This window comes from Sulfurihydrogenibium azorense Az-Fu1, from assembly GCF_000021545.1.
GTDB lineage: Bacteria > Aquificota > Aquificia > Aquificales > Hydrogenothermaceae > Sulfurihydrogenibium > Sulfurihydrogenibium azorense.
Map to the genome: position 1 here is coordinate 216540 of NC_012438.1, position 26588 is coordinate 243127.

The 26588-nt window shown below is 32.6% G+C and carries 24 protein-coding genes, 1 tRNA gene, 1 pseudogene and 2 CRISPR repeat arrays; of the genes and pseudogenes, 19 read left to right on the plus strand and 7 right to left on the minus strand.

Features of this window, described 5'->3' with window-relative positions; genetic code table 11:
- Positions 1-2: 2 nt before the first annotated feature.
- The 9 genes and pseudogenes from rfaE2 (at position 3) to mnmG (ending at position 9961) form a co-directional block, all read left to right on the plus strand.
- On the plus strand, positions 3-452 hold the full coding sequence (gene rfaE2, locus SULAZ_RS01185) for a D-glycero-beta-D-manno-heptose 1-phosphate adenylyltransferase (RefSeq protein ID WP_012673945.1): 450 nt from the start codon (positions 3-5) through the stop codon (positions 450-452).
- Entirely contained in the window at positions 453-1307 is an 855-nt protein-coding gene (locus tag SULAZ_RS01190) for an SIR2 family NAD-dependent protein deacylase (protein ID WP_012674952.1), read from the plus strand.
- Between the two features lie 43 nt (positions 1308-1350).
- Positions 1351-3302 (plus strand): annotated as a pseudogene (locus SULAZ_RS01195) (DUF505 domain-containing protein).
- A 79-nt stretch (positions 3303-3381) separates the two neighbouring features.
- Positions 3382-3454: transfer RNA gene (locus tag SULAZ_RS01200), tRNA-His, on the plus strand.
- 99 nt (positions 3455-3553) lie between these two features.
- On the plus strand, positions 3554-4933 hold the full coding sequence (gene lpdA / locus SULAZ_RS01205) for a dihydrolipoyl dehydrogenase (RefSeq protein ID WP_012674332.1): 1380 nt from the start codon (positions 3554-3556) through the stop codon (positions 4931-4933).
- Between the two features lie 46 nt (positions 4934-4979).
- Entirely contained in the window at positions 4980-6383 is a 1404-nt protein-coding gene (gene purF, locus SULAZ_RS01210; RefSeq protein ID WP_012673480.1) for an amidophosphoribosyltransferase, read from the plus strand.
- Between the two features lie 13 nt (positions 6384-6396).
- Positions 6397-6945, plus strand: coding sequence for a DJ-1 family glyoxalase III (locus tag SULAZ_RS01215; protein ID WP_012673461.1), 549 nt, complete (start codon positions 6397-6399; stop codon positions 6943-6945).
- The gene (locus tag SULAZ_RS01220; RefSeq protein ID WP_012674248.1) at positions 6939-8012 is read left to right on the plus strand and encodes a M24 family metallopeptidase; all 1074 of its coding nucleotides are present in this window, start codon (positions 6939-6941) and stop codon (positions 8010-8012) included. Before SULAZ_RS01215 ends, SULAZ_RS01220 begins: the two co-directional genes overlap by 7 nt.
- 86 nt (positions 8013-8098) lie before the next feature.
- Positions 8099-9961: a tRNA uridine-5-carboxymethylaminomethyl(34) synthesis enzyme MnmG gene (gene mnmG / locus SULAZ_RS01225; protein ID WP_012674148.1), complete on the plus strand. Its 1863-nt coding sequence runs from the start codon at positions 8099-8101 to the stop codon at positions 9959-9961.
- Between the two features lie 8 nt (positions 9962-9969).
- Here mnmG and SULAZ_RS01230 read toward each other — a convergent pair whose 3' ends face one another.
- The 3 genes from SULAZ_RS01230 to SULAZ_RS01240 form a co-directional block, all read right to left on the minus strand.
- On the minus strand, positions 9970-10695 hold the full coding sequence (locus SULAZ_RS01230; RefSeq protein ID WP_012675085.1) for a uroporphyrinogen-III synthase: 726 nt from the start codon (positions 10693-10695) through the stop codon (positions 9970-9972).
- Entirely contained in the window at positions 10692-12227 is a 1536-nt protein-coding gene (locus SULAZ_RS01235; RefSeq protein WP_012674340.1) for an ion transporter, read from the minus strand. Before SULAZ_RS01235 ends, SULAZ_RS01230 begins: the two co-directional genes overlap by 4 nt.
- Positions 12228-12320: 93 nt before the next feature.
- On the minus strand, positions 12321-12560 hold the full coding sequence (locus SULAZ_RS01240; RefSeq protein ID WP_012673650.1) for a NifU family protein: 240 nt from the start codon (positions 12558-12560) through the stop codon (positions 12321-12323).
- 107 nt (positions 12561-12667) lie between these two features.
- Here SULAZ_RS01240 and SULAZ_RS01245 point away from each other — a divergent pair, with 107 nt between their 5' ends.
- The 8 genes from SULAZ_RS01245 to SULAZ_RS01280 all read left to right on the plus strand — a co-directional run bounded on the left by SULAZ_RS01245 (position 12668) and on the right by SULAZ_RS01280 (position 17477).
- Positions 12668-12892, plus strand: a complete 225-nt coding sequence (locus tag SULAZ_RS01245; RefSeq protein WP_012673589.1) for a UPF0175 family protein — start codon at positions 12668-12670, stop codon at positions 12890-12892.
- Positions 12885-13367, plus strand: coding sequence for a PIN domain-containing protein (locus tag SULAZ_RS01250; protein ID WP_012674537.1), 483 nt, complete (start codon positions 12885-12887; stop codon positions 13365-13367). The genes SULAZ_RS01245 and SULAZ_RS01250 overlap by 8 nt, the downstream gene beginning before the upstream one ends.
- Positions 13368-13430: 63 nt before the next feature.
- Complete coding sequence (gene tmk, locus SULAZ_RS01255) at positions 13431-14045, plus strand: dTMP kinase (RefSeq protein WP_012673774.1); 615 nt, start codon at positions 13431-13433, stop codon at positions 14043-14045.
- On the plus strand, positions 14042-14962 hold the full coding sequence (locus SULAZ_RS01260; RefSeq protein ID WP_012674807.1) for a DNA polymerase III subunit delta': 921 nt from the start codon (positions 14042-14044) through the stop codon (positions 14960-14962). The genes tmk and SULAZ_RS01260 overlap by 4 nt, the downstream gene beginning before the upstream one ends.
- 10 nt (positions 14963-14972) lie before the next feature.
- Complete coding sequence (locus tag SULAZ_RS01265) at positions 14973-15809, plus strand: PSP1 domain-containing protein (protein ID WP_012673868.1); 837 nt, start codon at positions 14973-14975, stop codon at positions 15807-15809.
- The gene (locus tag SULAZ_RS01270; protein WP_012674650.1) at positions 15790-16746 is read left to right on the plus strand and encodes a KpsF/GutQ family sugar-phosphate isomerase; all 957 of its coding nucleotides are present in this window, start codon (positions 15790-15792) and stop codon (positions 16744-16746) included. The genes SULAZ_RS01265 and SULAZ_RS01270 overlap by 20 nt, the downstream gene beginning before the upstream one ends.
- Before the next feature lie 82 nt (positions 16747-16828).
- Positions 16829-17029, plus strand: a complete 201-nt coding sequence (locus SULAZ_RS01275; RefSeq protein ID WP_012674016.1) for a hypothetical protein — start codon at positions 16829-16831, stop codon at positions 17027-17029.
- Positions 17019-17477 (plus strand): type II toxin-antitoxin system VapC family toxin, encoded by a 459-nt coding sequence (locus SULAZ_RS01280; protein ID WP_012674856.1) that lies wholly within the window; start codon positions 17019-17021, stop codon positions 17475-17477. The genes SULAZ_RS01275 and SULAZ_RS01280 overlap by 11 nt, the downstream gene beginning before the upstream one ends.
- A 106-nt stretch (positions 17478-17583) precedes the next feature.
- Here SULAZ_RS01280 and SULAZ_RS01285 read toward each other — a convergent pair whose 3' ends face one another.
- Entirely contained in the window at positions 17584-18414 is an 831-nt protein-coding gene (locus tag SULAZ_RS01285) for a radical SAM protein (RefSeq protein WP_012674286.1), read from the minus strand.
- A gap of 58 nt (positions 18415-18472) precedes the next feature.
- Between SULAZ_RS01285 and SULAZ_RS01290 the strand changes: the two genes are divergently transcribed.
- Together SULAZ_RS01290 and rgy are read left to right on the plus strand one after the other, a co-directional pair.
- Positions 18473-18724: a DUF6952 family protein gene (locus SULAZ_RS01290; RefSeq protein ID WP_012673552.1), complete on the plus strand. Its 252-nt coding sequence runs from the start codon at positions 18473-18475 to the stop codon at positions 18722-18724.
- 407 nt (positions 18725-19131) lie between these two features.
- A CRISPR array of direct repeats spans positions 19132-20206; the repeat unit is 29 nt; unit sequence GTTTTCTCCCGACTATGAGGGAATTGAAG.
- Between the two features lie 73 nt (positions 20207-20279).
- Positions 20280-20852: direct repeats of the CRISPR family, unit length 29 nt; unit sequence GTTTTCTCCCGACTATGAGGGAATTGAAG.
- 88 nt (positions 20853-20940) lie between these two features.
- Positions 20941-24372 carry a reverse gyrase gene (rgy, locus tag SULAZ_RS01295; RefSeq protein WP_012674047.1) on the plus strand — a complete coding sequence of 1144 codons (3432 nt, stop codon included), beginning with the start codon at positions 20941-20943 and terminating at the stop codon, positions 24370-24372.
- Here the strand turns inward: rgy and SULAZ_RS01300 are convergent, their stop codons facing one another.
- Genes SULAZ_RS01300 through SULAZ_RS01310 form a run of 3 tightly spaced genes read right to left on the minus strand, consistent with a single transcriptional unit; the run spans position 24373 to position 26588 of the window.
- Positions 24373-24741, minus strand: a complete 369-nt coding sequence (locus SULAZ_RS01300) for a hypothetical protein (RefSeq protein ID WP_012674598.1) — start codon at positions 24739-24741, stop codon at positions 24373-24375.
- Positions 24742-25896, minus strand: a complete 1155-nt coding sequence (locus SULAZ_RS01305; protein ID WP_012674180.1) for a class I SAM-dependent methyltransferase — start codon at positions 25894-25896, stop codon at positions 24742-24744. It abuts the gene before it with no gap.
- Positions 25896-26588 carry a NuoI/complex I 23 kDa subunit family protein gene (locus tag SULAZ_RS01310; RefSeq protein ID WP_012674778.1) on the minus strand — a complete coding sequence of 231 codons (693 nt, stop codon included), beginning with the start codon at positions 26586-26588 and terminating at the stop codon, positions 25896-25898. The genes SULAZ_RS01305 and SULAZ_RS01310 overlap by 1 nt, the downstream gene beginning before the upstream one ends.

Consider the following 26588-nt stretch of genomic DNA (forward strand, 5'->3'; position numbering starts at 1 on the left):
AGATGGATTATCTAAAGGTTGTAGAGGAGTTGAAAAAAGAGGGTAAAAAGATTGTTTTTACAAACGGATGTTTTGATATAATTCACGCAGGGCATGTTGATTACCTTGAAAAGGCAAAGTCTTTAGGAAATTTTTTAATAGTAGGACTAAACAGTGATGAGTCTGTAAGAAGATTGAAAGGAAAAGACAGGCCTATAAACCCTCAGGACCAGAGAAAAAAAGTTTTATCAGCTTTAAAACCTGTAGATTTAGTTATAATCTTTGAAGAGGACACCCCTGAGAGACTTATAAAAGAGATAAGACCAGATGTTCTTGTAAAAGGTGGAGACTGGAAAATAGAAAATATAGTAGGAGCTGATTTTGTAAAATCTTACGGAGGACAGGTCTTTACTATAGACTTTGTTTACGATACATCAACATCAAAGATAATAAGTAAGATTAGGAGTTTGTAAGTGGATGAGAATATCTTTTTAAAAGCTAAAGAGGTTATAAAGCAGGCAGATAGTGTTTTAATTACCGCAGGAGCTGGAATGGGAGTTGATTCTGGACTTCCTGATTTTAGAGGTAAAGAGGGATTTTGGAGAGCATACCCTTACGCAAAAAAGTTAGGCTTAAACTTTCAAGATTTGGCAAATCCAAGGTGGTTTATAGAAAATCCAAGATTAGCTTGGGCTTTTTATGGACACAGACTGAACTTGTATAGAAACACACAACCCCACGAAGGATTTTACATTTTAAAAAATTTAGTAGAAAGTAAAAATAACAACTACTTTATATTTACATCTAACGTAGATGGACAGTTTCAGAAAGCTGGTTTTGATGAAAAGAAGATAGTTGAGATACACGGAAGTATTCACTACCTACAGTGTATTTTACCTTGTCGTGATGAGATATGGCCTGCTGATAGTACTCAAGTAAAGGTAGATATGGAAAACTTCCAAGCCTTAGACCCTCTTCCTACTTGTAAAAACTGTGGTAGAGTTGCAAGACCAAACATTCTTATGTTTAACGACTTTAGCTGGATACCAATAAGAACAGAAAGTCAAGAATTTAGATTTAACCTCTGGCTTGAAAAAGTGATAGATTTAAATAAAAAGCTTGTAATAATAGAGATAGGAGCTGGAAAAGCTGTTCCAACAGTTAGACTAACAAGTGAACGTATAGCAAAATTAACAAATGGATTCCTTATAAGAATAAACCCAAGAGACTACGATGTACCTAAAAACATAAATGCTATCTCTATTCCCACTGGTGGACTTGAAGGATTGAGAAAAATATTTTCCCAGTTTCTTTGTGATATAATATAATTTTCTGCTAAAAATTAGAGATTTCATAAGAGGTTTCATAAAGATGATTATTAAGAAAGAACATGCACTTGCACTTTTAAATGCAAAACATCAAGAAGAAAAAGGATTGGCTTGCCAAATCACGATTAAAGCTGAAGAAGACCCTTATATTGAACTTGAACTTCAAAATTTAATGGCTCAAGGGAATAGTCCTATTGAGTATGTTTTAACTTATTGGGGAAGAAATCTTGTGTGCCTATTAGAAGAGATGATAAATAAAGGTATTATACCTCATCCTTCCCAGTGGAATGAAAGTTTTAGATGGATAGGTTCAGAAGTTATCTCTATGATTGAGTCCTCTATTAGAAGTGGAGATTTAACAGGAGATTTAATATTTGATGCTTTAAAAGAAAGAGGGTTAGCAGAAGAAGTTCATCAAGAAAAGAAAGGTTGGTTAAAGAAGATTAATGATTACGCAAAATCTATATACGAAATTTATAAAAATGCAAAACCAAGATTAGAAATATCTAAAGAGCTTGCAAACTATATAATCTCTATTCCTCCCGGACCTGCAGATGTCAATTCTTACCTATAACAGGAAGAAACGTTGAACTTTTAGAATCAATGAGATTGATATCCTTCTCTGTTCCTAAGTCTGACGTTTACATTCTTTCAGCTCTTGGAAATGCTGTAAAAGAAACTGTTGAAAAGATGGCTCCTTCTTTAGAAACAGTTATTAATGAAGATTATATGTACTCTCTCTTAAAAGTTTTAGACAGTGGTATAGAATCTTTATCTACTTCAGAAAGAGAAGTACTAGAAGAACTTGCATTTATAGATGATAACGGAGAACTCCTACCAGCTGGAGAGCATCTAATTGAAGTTTACAGGTTATGGAGTGAAAAAAGCTATTTACCTGTAAAATCATTTAACCTTGAAGTTTTAGATGAGGAAGTTTTATTAGCAATAGAGAAAATATGGGATAAAAATAAACAAAACCCAGAAATAATTCCAACTGATGAAGAAATTATTCACTTTTTACTTGAAAAACCTTTAAAAGAGTATAAGCATTTAAAAGAATGGTATGGAAGAATGTTAAATCAAGCTATGGGTTATCAAAAGAAAGAAGAGTTAAAGAAAAAATGGGAAGAATTCTTAACAATGGAAGAGTTATTTAAACACTTTTGGGAAAAGGGAAACAAATGGCAAGAAAAACTCCACGACACTGTCAAAACTGCCCTTTACTCTCTTGAATCATTTAACCTTATAAACTCTGAAGTTGAAGAAAAAACAGGAAAGACTGTTTATACAATTACACAGTACGGTAAAAAGGTTTTAAACGATATAAAAGTTAGAGGAGTAAGAGAAATCAGCTCAACAGCTGTTAAGTCCCTTGCTATGGGTAAAACAGAGTTTACTGCTCCAAACTATCAATGGTATCAAAAGTCTGTAGAAGAACATCTTGTTGGAGAAGGTTATCCTACTGAAACAGGAAAACTTTACTTAGACCTTGCTTACAGCGTAAGTAAAAAGCCTTACATTACAAAATTTGAAGTTATGGTAGTTCATAGAATACCTGAACAAGGTATGTTCTTAGGAGATTTATTCAAAGAATTTGATGAAACTTTAAAAGAAGAAGTTGAGTATGCTTTAAATAAGCTTGAAGCAAGAGGTATTATAAATATTCTTCCAAACGAATCTATTGAGTTTACTTCTGCAGGTTCTTTAATTAAAAGAGCTTTAGCTGGAGTTCCAGAAGGTATTGAGTTTCCAATAAACCCAGTCATGGTAAAAGTACTTCAAGCAATAAGAGAAGTAGGAAATCTTTATGTAAAAGAAAGTAAAGTAAGAATCCTTCCTAAAAATTGGAAAGAAGCTATAAAAATCTCTAACTTGGATCCTGAGACTTTTGGAAAAGAGCTTGAAGTTGCAAGAATTGCAGGATTTATAGGTAAAACTTCTTTACATGAATCAGGTCTTCAAGTATTAGAAGCTGCTGAACTGTTAAGTAAATAATAGTCTTAGACGGGGTTTTTGACCCCGTTTTTTGTTGAATTTTTTCTTAAAAAGAATTATAATATAAATCTCTATTACGGAGGGTGTAGCTCAGTAGGCAGAGCACGAGGTTGTGGCCCTCGGGGTCGCGGGTTCAAGTCCCGTCATCCTCCCTCTCTTAAATATCTTTTGCCCTTGTCTCTTACATTGTTTCTTGAAATAAGTAAAATAAGGAATAACATTAAAAATAAAATAATTTGAAGGAGTCTTTAATGTTTGACCTAATTATAATCGGGATGGGGCCCGGTGGCTATGAAGCTGCCTTAACAGCACTAAGAAAAAAAATCAATGTTGCCATAGTAGAAAAGAGTAAATTAGGGGGAAACTGTTTAAACAGAGCTTGTATTCCTACTAAGTACTTAAGAAGTGGAGCTCACAGTATAGAAAAACTTCAAAAACTTAAAGCTTATGGAATAGAAGTAAAAGATTACTCTATTGATTACAAAGCCGCTTTTGAAAATAAAGAAAAGTCTATAGGATTTTTAAGGAAATCTTTAGAGCAACTCTTAAAATCAAAAAAAGTTCCTGTATTTAAAGGCAAAGGTAAAATCATTGATAAAAATAAAGTTGAAGTCTCTTACCCTGATGGCAGTAAAGAGATTATAGAAGGAAAAAACATAATCATAGCAACAGGGTCTTATCCAGCTTCTGTAGGAAAACTTATTCCTGATGGAAACTACATCATTACAACAGAAGATTACATGGAAAAGTTAGACACTTTACCTGAAAGTATGTTAATAGTTGGTGGTGGAGTGGCTGGTTGTGAGATAGGATACATTGCAAAAAGTTATGGATGTCAGGTTTACATCACAGAACTTCAAGACAGACTTTTACCTTCAGATATAATCTCTCCTGAAATATCAAAAAACCTTCTTAAAAAGCTCAATTCAGTCGGAATAAAAACATTTTTCAACACTACCGTAGAAGACTTTTCTATAGAAGAAAGTAAAATTAAAGTAAAACTTTCAAACGGTGAGATTATAGTAGTCGATAAGATACTTTTAACAGTAGGTAGAAAACCAAACACTCAAGACATAGATACAATAGGAATAGAAAAAGATGAAAAAGGTTTTATTAAAGTAAATAGCTACCTTCAAACAAATTTTGAAAATATTTATGCAATAGGTGATGTTGTTAACTCTCCTATGCTTGCCCACATAGCTTCTTACGAAGCAAAAATTGTACTGCATAACATCACTTCTCAAGATAAAAAGATCCCTGATTACACACTTACTCCTTGGGCTATATTCTCTGGATACGAAATAGGACATGTAGGATTAAACGAAGAAACAGCTAAAAAACAAGGATTAGAAGTTATATCAGGGTACTACCCATTTACTTACAATGAAAAAGCTGTTGATGAACTTGAACCTGAAGGTTATGTTAGACTATACTTTGAAAAAAACAGTAAAAAAATAATCGGTGTTGATGTAGTAGGAATAGGAGCTTCTGAGATTATTCATCAAATAGCAGTCTTTATAAAAGAAGGATACACAGCAGACCAGGTCCATGAGTTTATCTACTTCCATCCTTCTTTAAGTGAGATATTTGCCTATGCTTCCTATGATATTGCAGTAGGAAAACTGTTTTAAAAAGTGGTAAAATTTGTATGGTTATCTAAAAAGAGGTGATTTTTTAATGTGTGGAGTATTTGGAGTTTTTAACAATAAATCAGCTGCCGAACTTACATTTTTAGGTTTACACGCATTACAGCATAGAGGACAAGAGTCAGCTGGTATAGCCGTATCAGATGGATACGATATAAACATCAGACTTGGGTCAGGACTTGTAACCCAAGCTATAAAAGAAGAGGATATTAAAGAGTTAAAAGGAGATATTGCAATAGGTCATGTAAGGTACTCTACAAGTGGAGGGTCTAATCCAAAAAATATTCAGCCATTTTTCGCTCACTTTTATGGAGGACAGTTTGCAATTGCCCATAATGGCAATCTTGTAAATGCTGAAAGACTAAAAAGAGAACTTGAGATGGAAGGTGCAATATTTAGGTCAACCTCAGACACAGAAGTGTTTGTTCACTTAATAGCAAAGTCAAGACAACCTGCCCCTCCTCACATAAATCTCCACAAAAACGATGAAGATTTTCTACCCCATGTATTTGAGGCAATGAAAAAAGTGAAAGGTGCTTACTCTTTAGTAATCCTGAGAGAAAAACAGCTTATAGCAGTTAGAGACCCCCATGGATTTAGACCACTGGTTTTAGGTAAAAATAGAAGTGGGTCTTACTTTGTAGCATCAGAAACCTGTGCTTTAGATATTGTAGACGCAGAATACTTAAGGGATATAAATCCCGGTGAAGTCATTGTAATAGATGATGCAGGAATAAGGTCTTACTATCCTTTTGAACATACAGAGAATCCAAAAAAGTGTATATTTGAGTTTGTTTACTTTGCAAGACCTGACAGTAAAATATTTAAAGATTGGGTTTATAGTGTAAGAAAAGAGTTTGGTAGAAGACTTGCAAAAGAGTATCCTATAGATGCAGACTGTGTAATACCTGTTTTAGATTCTGGACTACTTGCAGCTCTTGGGTACAGTGAAGAAAGCGGAATACCTTTTGAAATAGGTTTAATAAGGAATCATTACGTTGGTAGAAGTTTTATCCAGCCATCTCAAGAGATAAGGGACTTAAGCGTAAGACTAAAACTAAACCCTGTAAGAGACGTTATAGAAGGAAAGAGAATAATAGTGATAGATGACTCTATAGTTAGAGGTACAACCAGCAGGAAAATAGTAAATATGTTAAGAAGGGCTGGAGCAAAAGAAGTTCATATGTTAATAAGCTCTCCTCCCGTTGTAAGTCCTTGCTACTACGGAATAGACACACCAACAAAAGAAGAATTACTTGCATCTTCTATGTCTATAGAAGAAATTAGAAAATTTATAGGAGCTGATACACTTGGATATCTATCTTTAGAAGGTATGCTTGAAGCTGCAGATAAAACTAAAGGTTATTGTACGGCATGTTTTACAGGACACTACCCAGTTTTAGACGAATTATTTGAAGAAATTCAAATCCCATAAAGGAGGGTTTGAGATGGCGAAAGTTTTAGTACCATTAGCAGATGGGTTTGAAGAGATAGAAGCTATCAGTATTGTAGATATTTTAAGAAGAGCTGGTATAGAGGTTGTAATAGCTGGATTACACGATGGGTACATAGAAAGTGCAAGAGGTGTAAAGGTAATTCCAGATACAACCATAGATAAAGTAAAGGCAGACGAGTTTGATATGATAGTCCTTCCGGGAGGTCAACCTGGAACGGATAACCTAAACAAAGATGAAAGAGTGAAAAAGTTAATCCAAGAGTTTTACAGTAAAGGAAAGCTTACAGGTGCAATCTGTGCAGCTCCTTACGTTTTAGCTTCTGCTGGAATCTTACAAGGTAAAAAAGCAACTTCTTACCCAACTTACAAAGACAAGTTAGGAGATGTAAACTATCTTGAAGAAGCTGTTGTAGAAGATTCCAACGTGCTAACCTCAAGAGGACCAGGAACAGCTGCATGTTTTGCCCTTAAAATAGTAGAAAAGTTAGTAGGCAAAGAAAAAGCAGACCAAATCCAGCAAGCAACCTTATTCAAATGTTAAAAATAGACCAGATAAAAGAAAAACTAAAAAAGGAAGGCTTAGATGCCTTCCTGTTTAACTCTTACTCTAACGTGTTTTATTTATCAAGATTTTCATCTTCTAACGCTTATGTTATACTGACTGATAAAGAAGTCTACTTCCTTACAGATGCAAGATACTACGAAAATGCAAAAGAAAAACTAAAGGATTTTATAGTAGTAGAGCTAAAAAATGGCCTTAAAGGATTAAAAGAGTTTATCAACGATTTAAATATCAAAAACTTAGGCTTTGAAAAAGATAAAATTACTTTATCATTCTATGAAAAACTCAAAGAAAACTTAAAACCTACATTAATTGGTTATGAAGGTTTTTTAAATGAGTTTAGAGTTTCAAAAACAGAAGAAGAAATCCAGATAATAAAACAGGCAGCCCATAAAATAGATAACGTTTATAAAAAACTTTTACCTTGGATAAAAGAAAATTTAAACCAAAATATAAAAGAACTGTCTGTAAGAAGGAAAGTTATAGACCTTATTTTTGAAGAAGGAGGAACATCAGAAAGTTTTCCAACAATAGTAGCTACAGGAAAACACTCTGCGATACCCCACTGGGAAACCTCAGAAGAACCTATTTTAAAAGATGCACCATTACTAATAGATATGGGTTTAAAGTATAAAGGATACTGTAGTGATTTTACAAGGACACTTTACCTTGGTAATTTAGACCAAAGATTTGAAAAAATATACAACATTGTAAAAGAAGCCCATATAGAAGCTACTAGCGTAGTAAAAGCAGGAATACCTATAAAAGAGATAGATTTAGCAGCAAGAAAGGTAATAGAAAAGTATGGCTATGGAGATTACTTTACCCACTCAACAGGACACGGAATAGGGATAGATATTCACGAAGAACCAAGAATATACAAAGACAACGAAGAAATTTTACAAGAAAACACAGTCTTTACAATAGAACCGGGTATATACATTCCTAACTGGGGTGGAGTAAGGTTAGAAAACATAGTAGTGGCAAGAAAAGATGGAGTAGAAGTCCTAACTCAAACACCTTTAGAGCTGGTAAATCTTCTTTAAAAATCTTCTTAAAATCTTTTGGAAAATTTGATTTCAAGGAATAATATAATATAGGTGTTTTTAAAAAGTTAAACTGGAGGTAAAAATTGGTTTATGATACAGAGTTTGATGTAGTTGTAGTTGGTGGTGGGCATGCAGGGATAGAAGCTGCGATAATATCTGCAAAGTTAGGAGCAAAAACTGCTTTAATTACATTAGATGAAAATAAAATAGGTCTTATGCCTTGTAATCCTTCTATAGGTGGAATAGCGAAAGGTATAGTTGTTAGAGAAGTTGACGCTCTTGGCGGTGAGATGGCAAAGGCAATAGACCAAACCGGAATACAGTTTAAAGTGTTAAACACAAGAAAAGGTCCTGCTGTAAGGTCTCCAAGAGCTCAAGCAGACAAAGAAGAGTATAGAAAATACATGGTTGAAAAAACCCACAACACAGAAAACCTTACAGTTATAGAAGATGAAGTTGTAGACATAGTATTAAAACCACATCAAAACGAAGTTGAAGGAGTTATAACAGATAAAGGTTTAAAAATAAAAACAAAATCAGTAGTTATCACAACCGGAACATTTTTAAACGGTCTTATTCATATAGGAGACAAAAGATTTCCTGCAGGAAGAATGGAAGAGAAACCCTCCAGTAAACTCCCTGAATTTTACAAAAGACACGGCTTTGAACTTGCAAGATTTAAAACAGGAACTCCTGCAAGACTTGATAAAAACACAATAAACTTCTCTATCTTAGAAGAAGCTCCGGGAGATAACCCTCCACCAAAATTTTCATTCTGGACAGAGCCGAAAGGGTCATACTGGTTTAAAGAAAAAGACCAGATACCTTGCTACATAACTTACACTACTCCAGAAACCCACAGAATAATAAGAGAAAATTTACATAGAACTGCCCTTTACGGTGGAGCCATTACAGGAGTAGGACCGAGATACTGTCCATCAATAGAAGACAAAATAGTAAAATTTGAAGGAAAAGATAGACACACAGTATGGCTTGAACCTGAAACAAGAGATGGAATAAGTATATATCCTAACGGCTTAAGTACATCTCTACCAGAAGAGATACAGTGGCAGATGTACAGAAGCATACCCGGACTTGAAAACGTTGTTCTTTTAAAACCTGCTTACGCAATTGAGTACGATATAGTGATGCCAACTGAACTTTACCCAACACTAGAAACAAAGAAAATAAAAGGTCTATACCACGCAGGAAACTTCAACGGAACAACAGGTTATGAAGAAGCTGCAGGACAAGGGATAGTTGCAGGAATAAACGCAGCTCTAAGAGCTTTAGGGAAAGATGAACCATTTATAATAGGTAGAGATGAAGGGTACATAGGTGTTATGATAGATGACCTTACAACAAAAGGTGTTATAGAACCATACAGACTATTTACATCAAGGTCTGAGTATAGATTACACCTAAGACAAGACAACGCAATCCTTAGACTTTACCAAAAAGCTTACAACATCGGAGCTCTAACAGAAGAAGAGTATAGATTTGTAAAACAACATGAAGATGAGATTAAAAATTGGATAGAAACTTACAAAAACACCTACATTAAAGACAACGACAAAAAAATATCAGTTTTTACATTTTTACAAAAACCTGAAATAAGTATAGACAACCTAAAAGATTACGGCATCGAAACACCATCTTCAGATTACATTAAAGAAGAAGTGGAGATAAATGTTAAGTACGATGGCTACTTTGAAAGAGAAAGAAAATTAAACGAAAAGATGAAGTATTTAGATAGTATAAAAATTCCTCAAGATATAGATTACTCAAAAGTAGCAGGTTTAACAAAAGAAGCTGTTATGAAACTTACAAAGGCTAAACCTATGACTTTGGGGCATGCTGCAAGACTTGAAGGTATCACTCCAGCAGCCATCACAGCTATAATGGTTCATATAGAAAAGATGAGAGAAAAGAAAAAAGCAGGATAAAAAGCCCTTTATGGCTGTTTTTCTTTTAAAAGTTTTACTATTTCCTCAAATGTAAAAATCTGTGGAACTATATTAACTTTAAATCCTTTATCTTCTAACGCTTTTGATGTAGTTGTACCAATAGTACACACTAAAACATCTTCTAAAAATTTTTTTGATTTTTCAACTCCAAAAACATTTAAAAAACCATAGAAAGTAGAAGGACTTGAAAAAACAACTGCATAAATCTCTTTCTTTAAAAATAATTTCTCAATTTCTTCTGTATTGTCAGGAATGTTATAGGTTGTTTTGTAAATAGGTAGAAGCTGAACGAAGTAGTCTTTACCTGACTGGTTAAGTAAAACTTGAGACCCTTCTAAAGCCCTTATAAGACCAAACTTTTTACCTTTAAACCTATCTAAGTTTTTATCTATATAATCCTTTAAACCCTCTCCACTGAAAGCATCTGGTATCTCTATATTTTTAAAACCTTCTTTTTTCAAGTAGTTAGCTGTTTTACTACCAACGGCGATTACAGGCTTTGATTTGTCTACCTCTATATCTTCTAAAAAGAACTTAACAGCGTTTTTACTTGTAAAAATCAGATAGTCATAGTTTTTTTCATCAAAGTTATCTAAAGGCAGTTTTTCAAACTTTATTGTAGGAAAAGGTATAGGATTAAAACCTTCTTTTTCAAAGATTGATTTAACCTCTTCAAACTGACCTTTTTCCCTTGTTATTAAAACATTTTTCAATCTGTTTCTCCACTTTTTGGAATTATAAATATATAGTCTGTCTCTAAAACTTTAAAGTCATCAGAAGGAGATAGTATTATCTTCTTATTCCTTTCTAAGGCAATAGGCATCAAGTCCTGTTTTCTCAGATACAGTAGAATATCTCCAAAGGTTTCAAAATTTCCAATTTCTTTAACTTTGACTTTTCTTATTCCTGTTTCGTTATCTATTATCGTTTCTACCAGTTGTGTTGCTCCGGGGTTTAAAAGACTTGAAAACATTATTTTACCAAGTATCTGTCCGTGTATGAGAATATCTTTAGTCCCAAGTCTCTTTTTGAATATTTCAGCATCTTCATCTAAAAGAACCTCTACATACAGTCTTGCGTAAGGGTTTAAGGTTTTAATAAGCATTCCAGCTAAAGCAGTCCTTGCATCTATATCTCTATCTGTTAGGTGTGGTAATTTTTCACCAACTAAAATAACATCTGAAGCTTTGTCTATAGCTACATCTAATAGAATGTCTTCTTTTATAAAGTCTCCCTTTTTATAAATAATGTTTGACAGATTTACATCTAAATCTTTTTTATCGTAGTTTGTTATTAGAACAACAGGTCTTTCTTTATCAATTTCAAGATTTACCAAGTTTTCTAAAATCTCTTCAGATGTTTCATTATAACCACATATTACTATATGATTTTCTAAATCAGGCATCTTAACCTCTCCTTCCTTTAATTCAAGTAATCTATTTATAAATGATACAGAAAATCCTGCTGTTAAAACAGATATTAAAACTATGTTAATAAAGGTCATAAGGGAAGAAATAAATTTTCCCGTATCTGTTATAGGAGTAATATCTCCATACCCTACAGTAAAAGAAGTTATAGCTCCCCAGTAAAGCGCATCAAACAAGTTTTTAAAAGCGTCGTTTTTAGCGTTGTATTCAAATATGTAAGTTATGATAGAAAAAATAACTATGTTAAGAAGTATCATTAAAGTAGAAAAAATAAAGATAAATCCTTGTTCTCTTAAAGCTTGAAAAACACTCTTTAATCCTGATGAATATCTAACAACTTTTAATATCCTTAATATTTGAAGAATTCTTAAAGTTCTAAAAGGTCTAAAAATAGGTAAAATTGCAATTAAATCTATAATTGAAAGTGGTTTAACCATCCACTTTAGTTTAATTTTCAAAGCGTATAAAAAGGCTTTGTAGTAAGCCTTGAAATTTCTTTCTTTTTTTTGTGTTAAAACAGTTTTAAAATCTTCAAAGAAATCTGAAATAACCCACCATCTTAGAATATACTCAATAGCAAAAAAGTAAAGTGTAATCTCCTCAAAATCTTTTAAAAAAGAATGTAAATCGGGGGGTAGTTTTTCTGCTTCTGGTGTAATTAGTAAAAATACAGTGATAGATGAAGTTATAACTATAAAAAGGGCTACTAAACTGTAGATGTGATTTAACGAGTTCCTATCATTTTCTAAGACATTGTAAAGAAAAATCTTTATTCGCTTAATATAGGATAGATACTTTTTATTTTTTGATTTTATCAATCTTTTACTCAGTAAAGATGTTTTTATCTAAATTATATTTTACTATTAATTAAGATTAAGTAAAAAGGGAGTTTTAGAACTCCCTTAGTAGTTTTATCCTAAGTTTACAGCTACTACTTCTTTTACTTCCGGAATAGCTTGTTTTAATCTTGCTTCTACACCACCTTTTAAAGTCCATAGAGACATAGCACATCCTGAACAACTTCCCATAAGTCTAACGTAAACTGTTCCATCTTCTGAAACATCTACAAGCTCAACATCTCCACCGTCAAATCTTAAGTAAGGTCTTACTTGCTCTAAAACTTCTTCAACTTTTTGTCTATCTATTGCCATCTTTTCTCCTCCTGATTTTTAATTTATGATAAGATTATATACTATAAAAAAAATATTTTTATGATTAATACCAGAATGCATATATAGTCATTATATGAGGAGAAGCTGTGAAAATCGTAATAAATTTACCTGATGAGCTAAAACTAAAAGAAGAGGAAGTAAAAACAGCTGCTATAGTTAAACTATATGAACTTGGAAAAATATCTTCAGGGAAAGCTGCAAAACTTTTAGGTATATCCCGTATTGAATTTTTAGATTTGCTTGGTAAATATAAAGTCCAAATAAGTCCAGATACTGAAGAAGAACTTATAAAAGATATAGAAAATGCGTAAAGTCGTGTCAAACACTACTCCCATACTTTCTTTTATCAAATTAAATAGAATAGACATTTTAGAAAAAATTTATGAGAGAATTCTAATTCCTGAAGCTGTTTTTGGCGAAATACAAGAAGGTAAAAATAAATATTACATTGATATTTCAAAAGAACCTTGGATAGAGATTCTCAAAGTTGAAAATAGAAAAATATTAGAGCAATTAGAAAAAGAGTTGGATAAAGGCGAAGCAGAAGCAATTGCTTTATCTTTAGAGCTACCTGCAGATTTATTGCTAATAGATGAAAAACTTGGAAGAAGAATAGCTGAAGAGAAAGGTATAAAGATTTCAGGAACAATAGGAATTTTAATTAAAGCTAAAAAGCAAGGGATTATAAAGGAAGTAAAACCTTTTATTTATGAATTAATAGAGAAAGGCAATTATTACGAAGAATCCTTTATAAAATTAATACTTCAACATACAGGAGAGATGTAATTTATATCTTATTTATGATAAGATTTTATACTATAAGAAGGAAAAATATTTTTATGAGGTTTTATGGGAGTTTTTATAACATTTGAAGGAATTGAAGGTAGTGGCAAATCAACACAAGCAAAAAGGCTATATGAATATTTAACAAATATAGGTATAAAAGCATACTTAACAAGAGAGCCGGGTGGGACTTCAATAGGTAAAAAGATAAGAGAGATTCTACTGTCCCACTGGGAAGAAAACTTTCCTTCTATAGCGGAGCTCCTACTTTATCAAGCTGACAGAAACATACATGTTAACAACATTATAAAACCACTACTTCAACAAGATTACATCGTTATATCAGACAGATTTTACGACTCAACTACAGCCTACCAACACTACGCAAGGGGCATAGATTATAGTATTGTAGATTACTTAAATAAGTTAGCTACAGAAGGAATTAAACCCCATATAACATTTTTATTAGATTTACCTGTCCAAGAAGCTTTTAAAAGGTTAAACAGAGAAAAAGATAGATTAGAAAGTGAAGGTTTAAATTTTCACCAAAAAGTAAGAGAGGGGTTTTTAAAGATAGCAGATATGGAAAAAGATAGAGTGATAGTTTTAGATGGATTAAAAAGTCCAGATGAAATATTTAACCAAATATTAAACATTTTAAAAGAAAGAAAAATACTATGAAGGTAATCGGTCATCAAAAAGAGATTGAACTTATAAAAAAATACCTAAGTAAAAACTATGACTCACTATCATTACTTTACGAAGGGAAAGACTGTATAGGAAAGAAACTTATAGCTTTTCTAACTGCAAGAGGTTTTTTATGTGAAAAGAAACAAGGTTTAGGCTGTGGAGAATGCCACGATTGTAAGCTTGTAAACAACCTTATATCAAACGTATACAACAAAGAAAACCTAACACCCCATCCAAACATAAAATTTATTCCCTACGAAGGAAAAGAGATAAAGATAGACCAAATCAGAGAAGCTATATCTTTTCTAACTTTAAAATCAGATAAAGGTAAAGTATTGATAATAGAAAAAGCAGAAAATATGAACACCGAAAGTGCAAACGCCCTACTTAAAACTCTGGAAGAGCCCCCTTTAAACACCTTAATAATACTAACAACTTCAAACCAAAATCAGCTCCTACCTACCATAGTGTCAAGGTTAAAAAAGATAAGATTTAGAAAGTTGTCTGAAGAAGAAGTTAGAGATATATTAAGATTGAAAATAAGTGATGAGAAAAAAGTTGAAAATCTGTCTAAAATATCTGGTGGTAGTTTATGTTTGCCTTTTAGCATTATAAACAAAGAAAACGTTTACAACTTAGCCCACTCTTACTATGAACTTATAAAAACTAAGAAGCATCAAGAAGGACTGTTTTCTATAACACCAATAGTAGATAAATTTGACAGTGATGATACAAATCTTTTTTTTGATATAATTTTAAGATTTTTTGAGCAAGATTTACAAAGTGGTAAAGTGGATAACAATTTTGCAGAAAGTTTTATATCAGAGTTTAAAAAGGCAAAAGGTGCAGTACTAAGAGGTGTAAAAAAGAAGCTTGTTTTAGAAGGAATGTACTACAACTTAAAGTGAGGTAAAGTAGATGGATAACATAAAACCAGTAAGAATAAGATTTTTAGACACAAACAAATTTTCAGAAGTTATAGTACCAACAAGCATAAAAAAAGGAGATTTTATAGTAATAGAGTCTGAAAAAGGTCATGAGCTTGTTTTAGTTATGGGAAACTGTGTTTATACAGACGATACAAAAAATTACCAGTTTATAAGAAAAGCAACCAAAGAAGATATAGTGATATTTGATAAACATGAAGAAGAAGCTCAAGAGTTTTTAAATATATGTAAAGAGGAATCTGAAAAACTTGGACTAAAGATGAATCTACTGAAAAGTTATATACCCTTAAACCGGACAAAAGCACTTTTTTATTACACAGCAGAAAATAGGGTTGATTTTAGAGAGTTAGTAAAAATAATGGCAAAAAGAATAAAAATGAGAATAGAGATGAGACAGGTAGGAGTGAGGGATGGAGTCCAGATAGCAGGAGCTGTTGGTGTTTGTGGACATCAATGTTGCTGTAATTTATTTTTAGATAAGTTTGAAAATATATCTGTAGAGATTTTAACAGAACAAAACCTTCCGCCAACTCCTACAAAGTTTACGGGAGTATGTGGAAGACTTATGTGCTGTTTAACTTTTGAAAAAGAAACATACAGCATAAAAAATGACCTACCTGAAATAGAATCTGTTATAGAGATAGAAGGGAAACCTTACACAGTTAAAATGTACGATTTTATTGGAGAAAAGGTAATAGTTGCAGATGAAGAAGGAAACCTTAGAGATATTACTTTTACACAGCTTGAAAGTATGAACCTGTTAAAACCAAAAGGATGTGGAAGCTGTAATGGATGTGCAAATCATTGATTTAGGTAAGCAAACAATAGAAGAAGAAATAAGGGCTTTAAATAGATTAAAAGAATGTCTTGATGAGAGTTTTGAGAAAGCTGTAAAACTTATATTAGAGGCTCAAGGGAAAGTAATAATAACAGGGATGGGAAAGTCTGGACTTATAGGTAAAAAGATTGCAGCAACGATGTCATCTACGGGAACACCTGCCTTTTTCCTCCATCCGGCAGAAGCTCTCCACGGAGACCTTGGCATGGTTGAAAAGAAAGACTTGATAATAGCTATATCAAACAGTGGAGAAACTCCTGAGCTTTTAGCCATCATCCCAATCCTCAAAAGATGGGGAAATAAAATCATTGCTATAACAAACAAAAGAGATTCATCTTTAACAAAGTACGCTGATGTGTCTTTATACCTGAATGTAGATAAAGAAGCCTGTCCTTTAAACCTTGCTCCTACCTCATCTTCTACAGCTACACTTGTTTTAGGAGATGCTCTGGCTGTTGCTTTGCTAAGACTTAGAAACTTTACACCAGAAAACTTTGCAATGTTCCATCCCGGTGGGTCTTTGGGTAAAAAGCTTATGAAAGTAGCTGATATAATGAGGAAAGACCTGCCAATAGTTTGTGAAGATACACCTTTGAAAGAAGCTGTAATAGTTATGTCTGAAAAGGGTCTTGGCTCTACACTTGTGTTAGATAAAGACAACAACCTTACAGGTATAATAACAGACGGTGATTTAAGAAGATTTATAAACAAGGGAAAAAGTATAGATAACTCTCTTTCGAAAGATGCTATGACAAAAAATCCAAAAACAGCTTCTCCTGATTGGTTAGTTTTACAAGCCCTTGAACTTATGGAAAGGCATAATATAACAGTTTTACCAGTAGTAGAAGACAAAAAACCGGTTGGAATAATCCATATTCACGATATACTAAAAAGTGGGGTTATTTAAAAAATTTATAAAGCCTTATGATAAAATTGCTTTTAGATTTTATATTTAGTTTTATAAAAGTTTTATTTAATGAGGTGCTTTTATGGGTAAAGTTATAATAGAAACCAAAGATAACGGAGAATTAAAGATAAAAACCTCTTTAACTTTAGAACAAATAAAGAATTTAATTGAAGGAATAGAAAAAAAAGAAAAAGCAAAGAAACTTCTAAACGCTACATTTAACACCTTAAAAGAGAATAGAGAGTTGGAAATAAAATCAGAGTTAGAATGGTATGAACAATAAAATATTTATTGATAGTTCTATTTTTATTGAAACTTTTAAGGGAAATACTGCAGCAAAAGAAATACTGGAAGTAGCAATTGATAACTTTGACGTATTTATAAACAGTATAGTATTTTCAGAGGTTATTTTTAAATTAATAGTTTTAAAATCAGGTAAATCTATCTTAACAATCAAAAACCAGAAAAATCTCATTTCATCTTTAATGAAAGAATTAGAAAGTTATTCAGAATTACTTTTATTATTCAATGTTCTAGAAGAAAATAAAGAAATATTAGATATATCTCTAAAACTAATGGAAAAATATGATTTATTAACAAATGATGCTTTAATTTTAGCCACTTGCAAGTATTACGAAATAGATAAAATAGCTTCGTTGGATACGGACTTTGAAAAAGCAACTACAAACGAAAATATCAAACTTATAAGAAATGTAAATGATTTGAAATAAAAACATACACATAATATCTATAGGCTTTTTTGCATTTTATTTTTTTAACTTGAAAACAATATAATTTGCTAATGATTTTTTAACAATTTCCTACTATATGTCTAGTTTAAAAAATCGTAAAATTTAATTTATGTAATTCTAACCTATTCACCATCAAGGTTCCGCATCCGCCTATCTTTCTTGTTCTGTATTTGTTGGATAGAGTGACTCTTATACCTTTTTCTCTCAGTCTTAAAAACAGTTCTTCGTATCTGTCGTCAGGGACTGATTTGTAAGGGAAAAACTCAATCTCGTTGTACTTTAAAAGGGATACTCCTATACCTAACTCTTTTGCAATTTCTCCTAATTTATCAATCTCTTCGTAAGAGTCATTTTCTCCGTATATTAAAATGTAGGCTATGTTGTAAAGTTTTTTCTTTCTGTTTGATAGTTGTTGTAGGTGGTCTTTAAATACTTGTATTAGCTGGGATATTGTGTGGGAGTTTGGAATAAGGGATTTTCTTTTTTCTTCAAAAACGCTATGGAGAGACAAGTTTACTCCGTCGTGATTTAGAGCAAGGAGCTGTTTAAAGTTTGATATAGGAAAACCTGTTGTGTAGAAGCTTACACTTAAACCTTGAGATTTAAAGTAGTCAAACGCCTGTTTAACATTTTCCCAGTTTAAAAGAGGCTCTCCTATCCCTGCAAAGGCTATACTTTCTATTTCATAACCCTTATCTTTTACCATTAAATACTGATTTATTATCTCATCAAAAGATAAATTTCTAGTCAAGCCGTTTAGCCCAGAAGCACAGAAAGAGCACTTTATAGAGCATCCTACTTGGGATGAAACACATAGAGTTTTTCTGTAGTGGACAGACTCTATAGTGTAGCCGTCATCAGTTTTTATCTCAAAAAGCGTATTTAAATCATCATTTATGATTTTTACCACTTCCATATCCATCACCAAAGATTATAATTTAACTTATAAACAACATTATACAAGAGGTGATGCTGTGAATATAAAAGAGATAAAAGAACTTGCAAAAAAATTTACTCCCCAGCAGATAGAACAGTGTATAAACGAAGCTCTACAACATGGAAAACCTTTAACAGAAGGTTGTAATCCATCCGGAGATATAGTTGAAGTACTAAACACCCTTGCAAAGGCTCAAACAGTTAGAGAACTGATAGAAAAGGGTATGACAGAAACAGAAGCTATAAGAGAACTTGCAAGAAGGATAAGAGAAATCCAGTCAGTTAAGTAAGCAATAGAGTTGTTGTCCTATCAAAATTTTAGCTTCATATGTTGACAATACATTATAGTTGCATTTTTTTGGAAAGTATAGTATACTATTTGATAGTTGATAATTACTAAGTTAGACCTTGACAACTGAATAGGTGAAACTAACTTAAATTTTTGAAAAATAGGAGAATTTTGCTACTTGATATTAAGTATCATTTAGCTTTGCATCGTGAAAACAGAAAATATATTATTGTAATATTCAAATAGTGATGCGGGTGAAAGTGGGAATATAATAGAAAATATATTTGCATTATGTGAGCTACGATGCAATTAACCTCAATTTGCAAGCGGTTAACGAAAATAAAAATTGCCTACAAAGTAGCGTCATTACTTGATTATTTAATTTTTTTTATTTTTAAAAATTAACGGGTTTTCTCCCGACTATGAGGGAATTGAAGGAACAGTTAACTGGGTGGCTTCTAGAAAGACTGGACGTTTTCTCCCGACTATGAGGGAATTGAAGGTTCTTGTCTCTTTCTGCATACTGATATTTAGCTAGGTTTTCTCCCGACTATGAGGGAATTGAAGAAAATCAAATTTAAGTAGTGTTTTCAAACGTTTCACGTTTTCTCCCGACTATGAGGGAATTGAAGTCACTATTTTCTGGAATAAGTACATTCCATGATGCCGTTTTCTCCCGACTATGAGGGAATTGAAGTTTAAAAAAGCTGTGGGGTATTAAATATGAAAGATGGTTTTCTCCCGACTATGAGGGAATTGAAGGTGAATTTTTATTTTTGTAGATGAAGTTTCAATGAATGTTTTCTCCCGACTATGAGGGAATTGAAGATGCAAGTACTCTGTGAGACAGGTTTAGTAACATCTGTTTTCTCCCGACTATGAGGGAATTGAAGGGAAAACAAACAGACGAATTTGGAGGATACCAACCAGTTTTCTCCCGACTATGAGGGAATTGAAGATAGTTCATAAAATTCATCATTTCTTATTGTATAATAGTTTTCTCCCGACTATGAGGGAATTGAAGTTCTGAATCACAGTAATCAATGTAGTGAGTTGTTAAGTTTTCTCCCGACTATGAGGGAATTGAAGCTTTAACCATGATACATCCTCCTTTTAAAATTTTTTGGTTTTCTCCCGACTATGAGGGAATTGAAGTTTACTGTTATCATGTTACACCTCCAAAAAATTTTTGTTTTCTCCCGACTATGAGGGAATTGAAGAACATTATTCATAAAACATTCAAAGGTTGGCACGCGGTTTTCTCCCGACTATGAGGGAATTGAAGCTGTATATCTGATGATAGGTTATCGAACTCATTATTCGTTTTCTCCCGACTATGAGGGAATTGAAGCTTCTATTTCTCTTAAACTTAACCAGATCGGATCTTGTTTTCTCCCGACTATGAGGGAATTGAAGAGTGTAGACTTTGATACAAAAATAGACACTCCAAAAAGTTTTCTCCCGACTATGAGGGAATTGAAGATCCGAGTCAAATTTTACGAGACTTGGTGATATATATATCACCAAGTCACCAAGGTTACTGAAGTAATAGACCTGTTTTCTCCCGACTATGAGGGAATTGAAGGTATAAATCGAATCGTACGAACTATCGTAAAAATTGAAGTTTTCTCCCGACTATGAGGGAATTGAAGATTTCTAACTCTACATAGTGAACATCAAGAAATTTAAGTTTTCTCCCGACTATGAGGGAATTGAAGTCGCTTTTTGACATTTTTTAATTCTCGGTACCAGCGTACTTTTATTTTCTCTGGTTTTCTCCCGACTATGAGGGAATTGAAGATATCAAGATGTTATCAATCGGATAGGTCAAATAGGTTGTTTTCTCCCGACTATGAGGGAATTGAAGCTCTAATTGTCACTTGAGAATAGCATGTGAGCAAATGTTTTCTCCCGACTATGAGGGAATTGAAGTGCCATCAATATTAAGAATTTCTGTCCATCTTTTTTCGTTTTCTCCCGACTATGAGGGAATTGAAGCTCGTCAAATTCCTGGTTTATTATTCTATGATTTTTGGTTTTCTCCCGACTATGAGGGAATTGAAGTCTACCACTCTTTTTTGTAACAATAGCTTTGTCATAGTTTTCTCCCGACTATGAGGGAATTGAAGTTTCTCAACTTTTTCTTAACTTCTAACATCTATCTTTCATCAAAATTGATATAATAATTTCAAAATCAAAAAAGAGGGTCTGAAGCTGATGATTTATGCTATTTTTGAAAAACTATGTCCTAACTGTCATGGAGAGATTTCTTCCTATAGATTAGAAAAAGGTCTGCCTTGTAAAAAATGCTTACCTGACGAAGATTTAGACGTATGCCAACACGTAAAACCAGGAGATATAAAACAGTTATGTCATCTTCAAGACACGCTCCAAACATGGCAAGAACATTTCCAAACCTATATAAAATCAAAACCATGGAACTTACAAAACACATGGGCAAAAAGAGTTTTTTTAAAGCACTCCTTTGTCTTACTTGCACCAACAGGAATAGGAAAAACATCATTTGGTATATCTATGGCTTCATTTTTGGCAAAACAAGGCAAAAAATCCTACATCTTACTCCCTACAAAACTACTAGTAAAACAAGTCTATGAAAAAGTAAAAAACTTTGGAGTAGACAAAAAAGATATACTCGCAATAGGATTAGAAAAATCAAATAAAGAAAAAGAAGAAAACAAAGAAAGATTAAAAAACGCAGACTTTAAAATACTCATCACAACTTCGATGTTCCTATACAAAAACTTTGAAATTTACCCCAGAGACTTTGAGTTTATATTCGTTGATGATGTAGACTCTTTTGTAAAAACAGCAAAAAATATAGATAAAGCTCTGTATCTACTTGGTTTTACACAAGAAGATATAGAAAAAGCTCTAATACTTATAAAACTAAAAGCAAAACCAAACAAAACCCAAGAAGATTGGGATAAAATAAATCAGCTGACAGAATACCTTCAAAAACAAAGGAAAAAAATAACAGGAGTCTTAATAGTATCCTCTGCCACATCTAAACCAAGGTCAAACAGAGTTAAACTTTTTAGAGAACTTTTAGGATTTGAAATATCAAGCCCAACTTTTTATTTAAGAAATATAGTAGACAGCTACGATGAAGAATACTCCTTTGAAAAACTCCTTTACTGGATAAACAAACTTGGAAAAGGTGGACTTGTATTTATTCCTTCTGATAAAGGAAAAGAGTTTGTAGATGAGGTTGTAGAAAAGCTAAACAAACACAAGATAAAAGCCGTATCTTACGAAGAGTTAGATGACAAAAATCTCAAAAAGTTTGAAGAAGGTAAAATTCAAGTTTTAGTAGGTATATCTTCTTACAGAAACCCACTTGCAAGAGGTTTAGACCTTCCTCATGTTATCAGGTATGCTCTATTCTACGGAGTGCCTAAAATATCAATATCCTTAAAGTTAGAAGAAAATCTTTCCCATATGCTCTGGGCTTTAACTTCAATAAGAAGTTATGTGATTAAAAAATTTCCAGAAATCACTATAAAAATAAACCAATGGATTACCCAGCTCCAAAAGTACCAAAACTTAACACTGGACTTTATTCAAAACAACCCACAACTTAAAGAAAAGATAGAAAACCTACAGAAAGAGATAAGAGACTTTTTCCAAAGACCAGAAGTTTTAGAAGTTTTAAAGTCTTCAGACGAAATTGTTTTAAAACAAAAAGAAGACGGATACTACTTAATAGTGTCAGATGCCACTGGATACCTCCAAGCCAGTGGAAGAACATCAAGACTTTACGCAGGTGGAATTACAAAAGGACTTTCCCTAATACTAATTGACGAAAAATCAGCTTTTAAACATTTAAACAAAAGAGTAAAATGGTTTAGTGAAGAGATAGAATTTGTAAACATAAACCAGGTAAACTTAGACCAGCTGATAAAACAGATTGACGAAGATAGAGAAAAGGTTAGAAACTTTTTAACCAATTCAACTAAAACCATATCATCTTCAGACCTTCTAAAGCCAACTTTAATAATCGTAGAATCACCTACAAAGGCAAAAACAATAGCAAACTTTTTTGGAAAACCTGTAAGAAGAAAGATAAACCAAACAGAAGTCTTAGAAACATCTACCGAAGGAAGATACTTGATGATTACAGCTTCTTTGGGACATATTTTAGACCTTGTTAAGAATATTGCATACCACGGAGTAATAGTAGAGGATAAAGAGATAATTCCTATATATGAAACAATTGAAGGAAAAGAGGAAACAGTAGAAAACCTTAGAAGACTTGCAATAGAAAATATGGAGATACTACTTGGAACAGACCCAGATGCAGAAGGAGAAAAGATATCTTGGGATTTACAAGACCTTTTAAAACCAATTTTAAAAAACATTAAAAGGATAGAATTTCACGAAGTAACAAAAAAAGCTATAACAAAAGCAATAAACGACCCACGGGATATAAATGAAAACTTAGTTAAAGCCCAAATAGTTAGAAGGGTTGCAGACAGATGGGTAGGCTTTGAGTACTCTCAACTCCTTCAAAAAGAGTTTCAAAAAAATTGGCTCTCTGCTGGAAGAGTCCAAACACCTGTTTTAGGTTGGATAATAAAACGTCAACAAGAGGCAAGCAAGAAAATATACGTAATCAATGTTAGTATTCCTGTAGAAGATAAAAAGTTTTCCTTTGAGATAACCTTTGAGACAAAAGAAGAAGCAGAAAAGTTTTATCAAAATCTAAAAGAAGTTGAGGTAGTAGTAGAAAAAAGGTATGAAGAGGTAGAAAATCCACCTCCACCTTACAGAACAGATACACTACTTAAAGATGCCAGTGATAAATTTAGATTTACACTTCCTCAAACGATGGACTTAGCCCAAACTCTTTTTGAACTTGGATACATTACTTACCACAGAACAGATTCTATTAGAGTCTCTGATGCAGGAATATACCTTGCAAAAGAAATTATTACTCAAGAGTTTGGAGAAAACTACTTTAAACCAAGAGTTTGGGGAGAAGGTGGAGCTCACGAATGTATAAGACCAACAAAAAACATAACTCCAGAAGATTTAGAGTCCCTTATGCTAAGTAAACAGATAGAAGGTTTGAGCTACAACCATATAAAACTTTACAAGCTAATATTCAACAGATTTATAGCCTCTCAGATGATTCCAGTAAAAGTTGAGATGGCTGATATCGTAATAAAAGCCTTAAACTTTGAGATAAAAGAAACGATAAAAACAAAAGTATTACAAGATGGTTGGAACCTTGTTTTAGGTATTGAAACAAGACCATTGATAGAAGGAAAAATAGATGTACAAGAGTATAAAAATCTACTCCAAAGACCAAAAGCATACCTTTACACCCACGGAGAAATTGTTAAAGAGATGAAAGAAAAAGGGATAGGAAGACCTTCTACCTATGCAACTATAATAGCAAAACTATTAGAGAGAGGTTATGTTATAGAAAGAAAAGGATTTTTAATACCTACTAACTTAGGAAAAACAGTTTACAACTTCCTTACAAATAAACCAAACCTAAAAGAGTTTTTATCAGAAGAGTTTACAAGGAAGTTAGAAGAGATAATGGACAAAGTAGAAGAAGGAAAAGAAGATTACATTACTGTTTTAAAGGATTTATTTGTCAAAGTTAGAAAGATATCTTAACTATTGTTTTAAATTCAAGTAGGTTATGGCTATTCCCGATAAAACAAGTATCGGGAGGCCTATTATAACTGTTACTATTAAGCCAAGTAAGGATGCTATTAATGTTTTTTTTAAATCTTCTTTAAAAATCAGCTTCCCAAAGTAAGTTTGTAGAATAATTAACGCTAAAAACATAACTAAAAGAGAGTAGTGAGATATAAACTTTTCTGTAAGGAGTTTTAAACCCCCTGATAGAGTGTAAGGAATAAGTACAACAAAAAAAGACATAAAAAATGAAGTTTTTTTATAGTTGGCAAGTTTTGAAGAGTACCAGTAAGAAAATGTGGCTATTAATAAAAAAGAAAAGGCAACGATAAAATTGTAAAGCATTTAAATCTCCTCTATCTTGTATCTGTCGTTTTGAGGTGGTATTATCTTTAGTCCTGATAAAATTGGGTTTTTAATGTTTTTATGCTGGATTAAAATTTTAAATTTTTCTCCCATACCTTTTGGAAGTATGAGGGTTTTGAGCCTGTTTATCCTTTCAAAAGATTTTGAATCTCCTTTTTCTTGCAGCTGTATCATAATATCTCCAAGGCCTAAGTTTATCAAAAAGTGCGCTTGGTCTGTAAATCCTGTAAACTCAAGTCCAGCTTTTTTTCCATAGTAAACAAGAGCTGAGAAGTTAACATGGGAAGTGATGTCTTGAAACCCAATATTCTCATAAAAGTTTTCATTGTAAGTGTGTTTGTAGTAGCATAAAAGAGTTCCTTTCATTCTGTAGGGTTTGTACAGCTCTTTAGAAGGATAACCATAGTCAACTGTAAAGACGAATCCTTTTTTAAGTTTCTGTCCTATTGTTTGTATCAAATCTTTAGCCAGTAGGTTAACTTCTGTAGTCATACCTTCAGGAATATCTATTTTTAACTCCTTTATGTAGGTTAATACATCTTCAGAAATTTCTCTTAACTCTTCTACTATCTCCCCATCTTTTTCGTTTAAATAAATTTCGTATATTTTTCCGTTTTTCTTTTTTATAAGATGGACAGGAAGAGCGTCAAAAAGTTCGTTTGAGTAAACTATACCTTCAATATCTTCTAAATCTTCAATACTTTCTAACCATTTAACATTAAATCCGTTTAAAACTTTTTGCTGGTGCTGAATATGGAAAGGGGATTTTTCTACTGAGATGAATTCAAGATTTTCATAAAATTCTGGGTAGTTTGTTTTTATCTCGTTTAAAATATCAAAAGCTAAAACACCTTTTCCTGACCCTAATTCTACAAGTTTTATTTTTTTTCCTTTAAAGTAGTTTAGATAGATTTCGTTAAACTGTTTTGCCAAAAGCTGACCAAATACTGGGTCTAACTCTGAGCTTGTAAAAAAGTCTCCGTATCCACCTATTTTTTCTTTATCACAAGTGTAGTATCCAAGGGAAGGATAGTAGAGAGCGTAATCCATAAAGTCTTTAAAACTAATCCCTCCCCTCTTTTTTATATCATTAAGGACTATATCTATTAGTTCTTTTTTCCCTGATAGTTTCATTAAGCTGTTTGGTCGTGGTAGTTAAGACCTAATTTAGGCATATTAAAGTCCCAAAGTTTCTCTCTTGTCCTATCGTATTCAGGCCATAGTTTTTGGTCTTCTCTCCATTGAGATTTTTCGTCAAATTTTTCTTTTCCTCTTCTTGCTACAAAGTCGTTTGCTATCTGTGTAAGCATATCCTTATCTAAAACCCAGCTTCTTCTTGTGTAAGAGGATAAGTCATATATATCTGTCATTATTATACAGTCTGTAGGACAGGCTTGAGTACAAAGACCACAGAAAGTACATTTAGATAAGTCCATATTAAACACTGTCATAACTTTTAAACCATAGTGTGGATGGCCTTCTGGTACGTCCAACTTTTCTGATTGTATATCAAAAAGTTCTGGAACAGGACAAGCTGCTTGACAAAATTTACAAGCTATACATCTTGTCTCTCCCGGTTCAGGTGGTTTTATTTTAAGTCTTTTTACCCAAGAATCAAACTCTGGATTTTCAGTTCCATCTACAGTTCTAAGTCCATGCACACCTCTAAACCTTGGTGGAGGGGTTACTACTTCATAAGGAAAGTCAACAGTTATAACTTTTTTCCATAGGTGCTTTATAGTAGTTTTCAATCCTTTTATAAAATCAAGGAAAAATATTTTTTCAACTAATGTTTGAGGTTTTGCACCTACTTTTTTTATACCCAT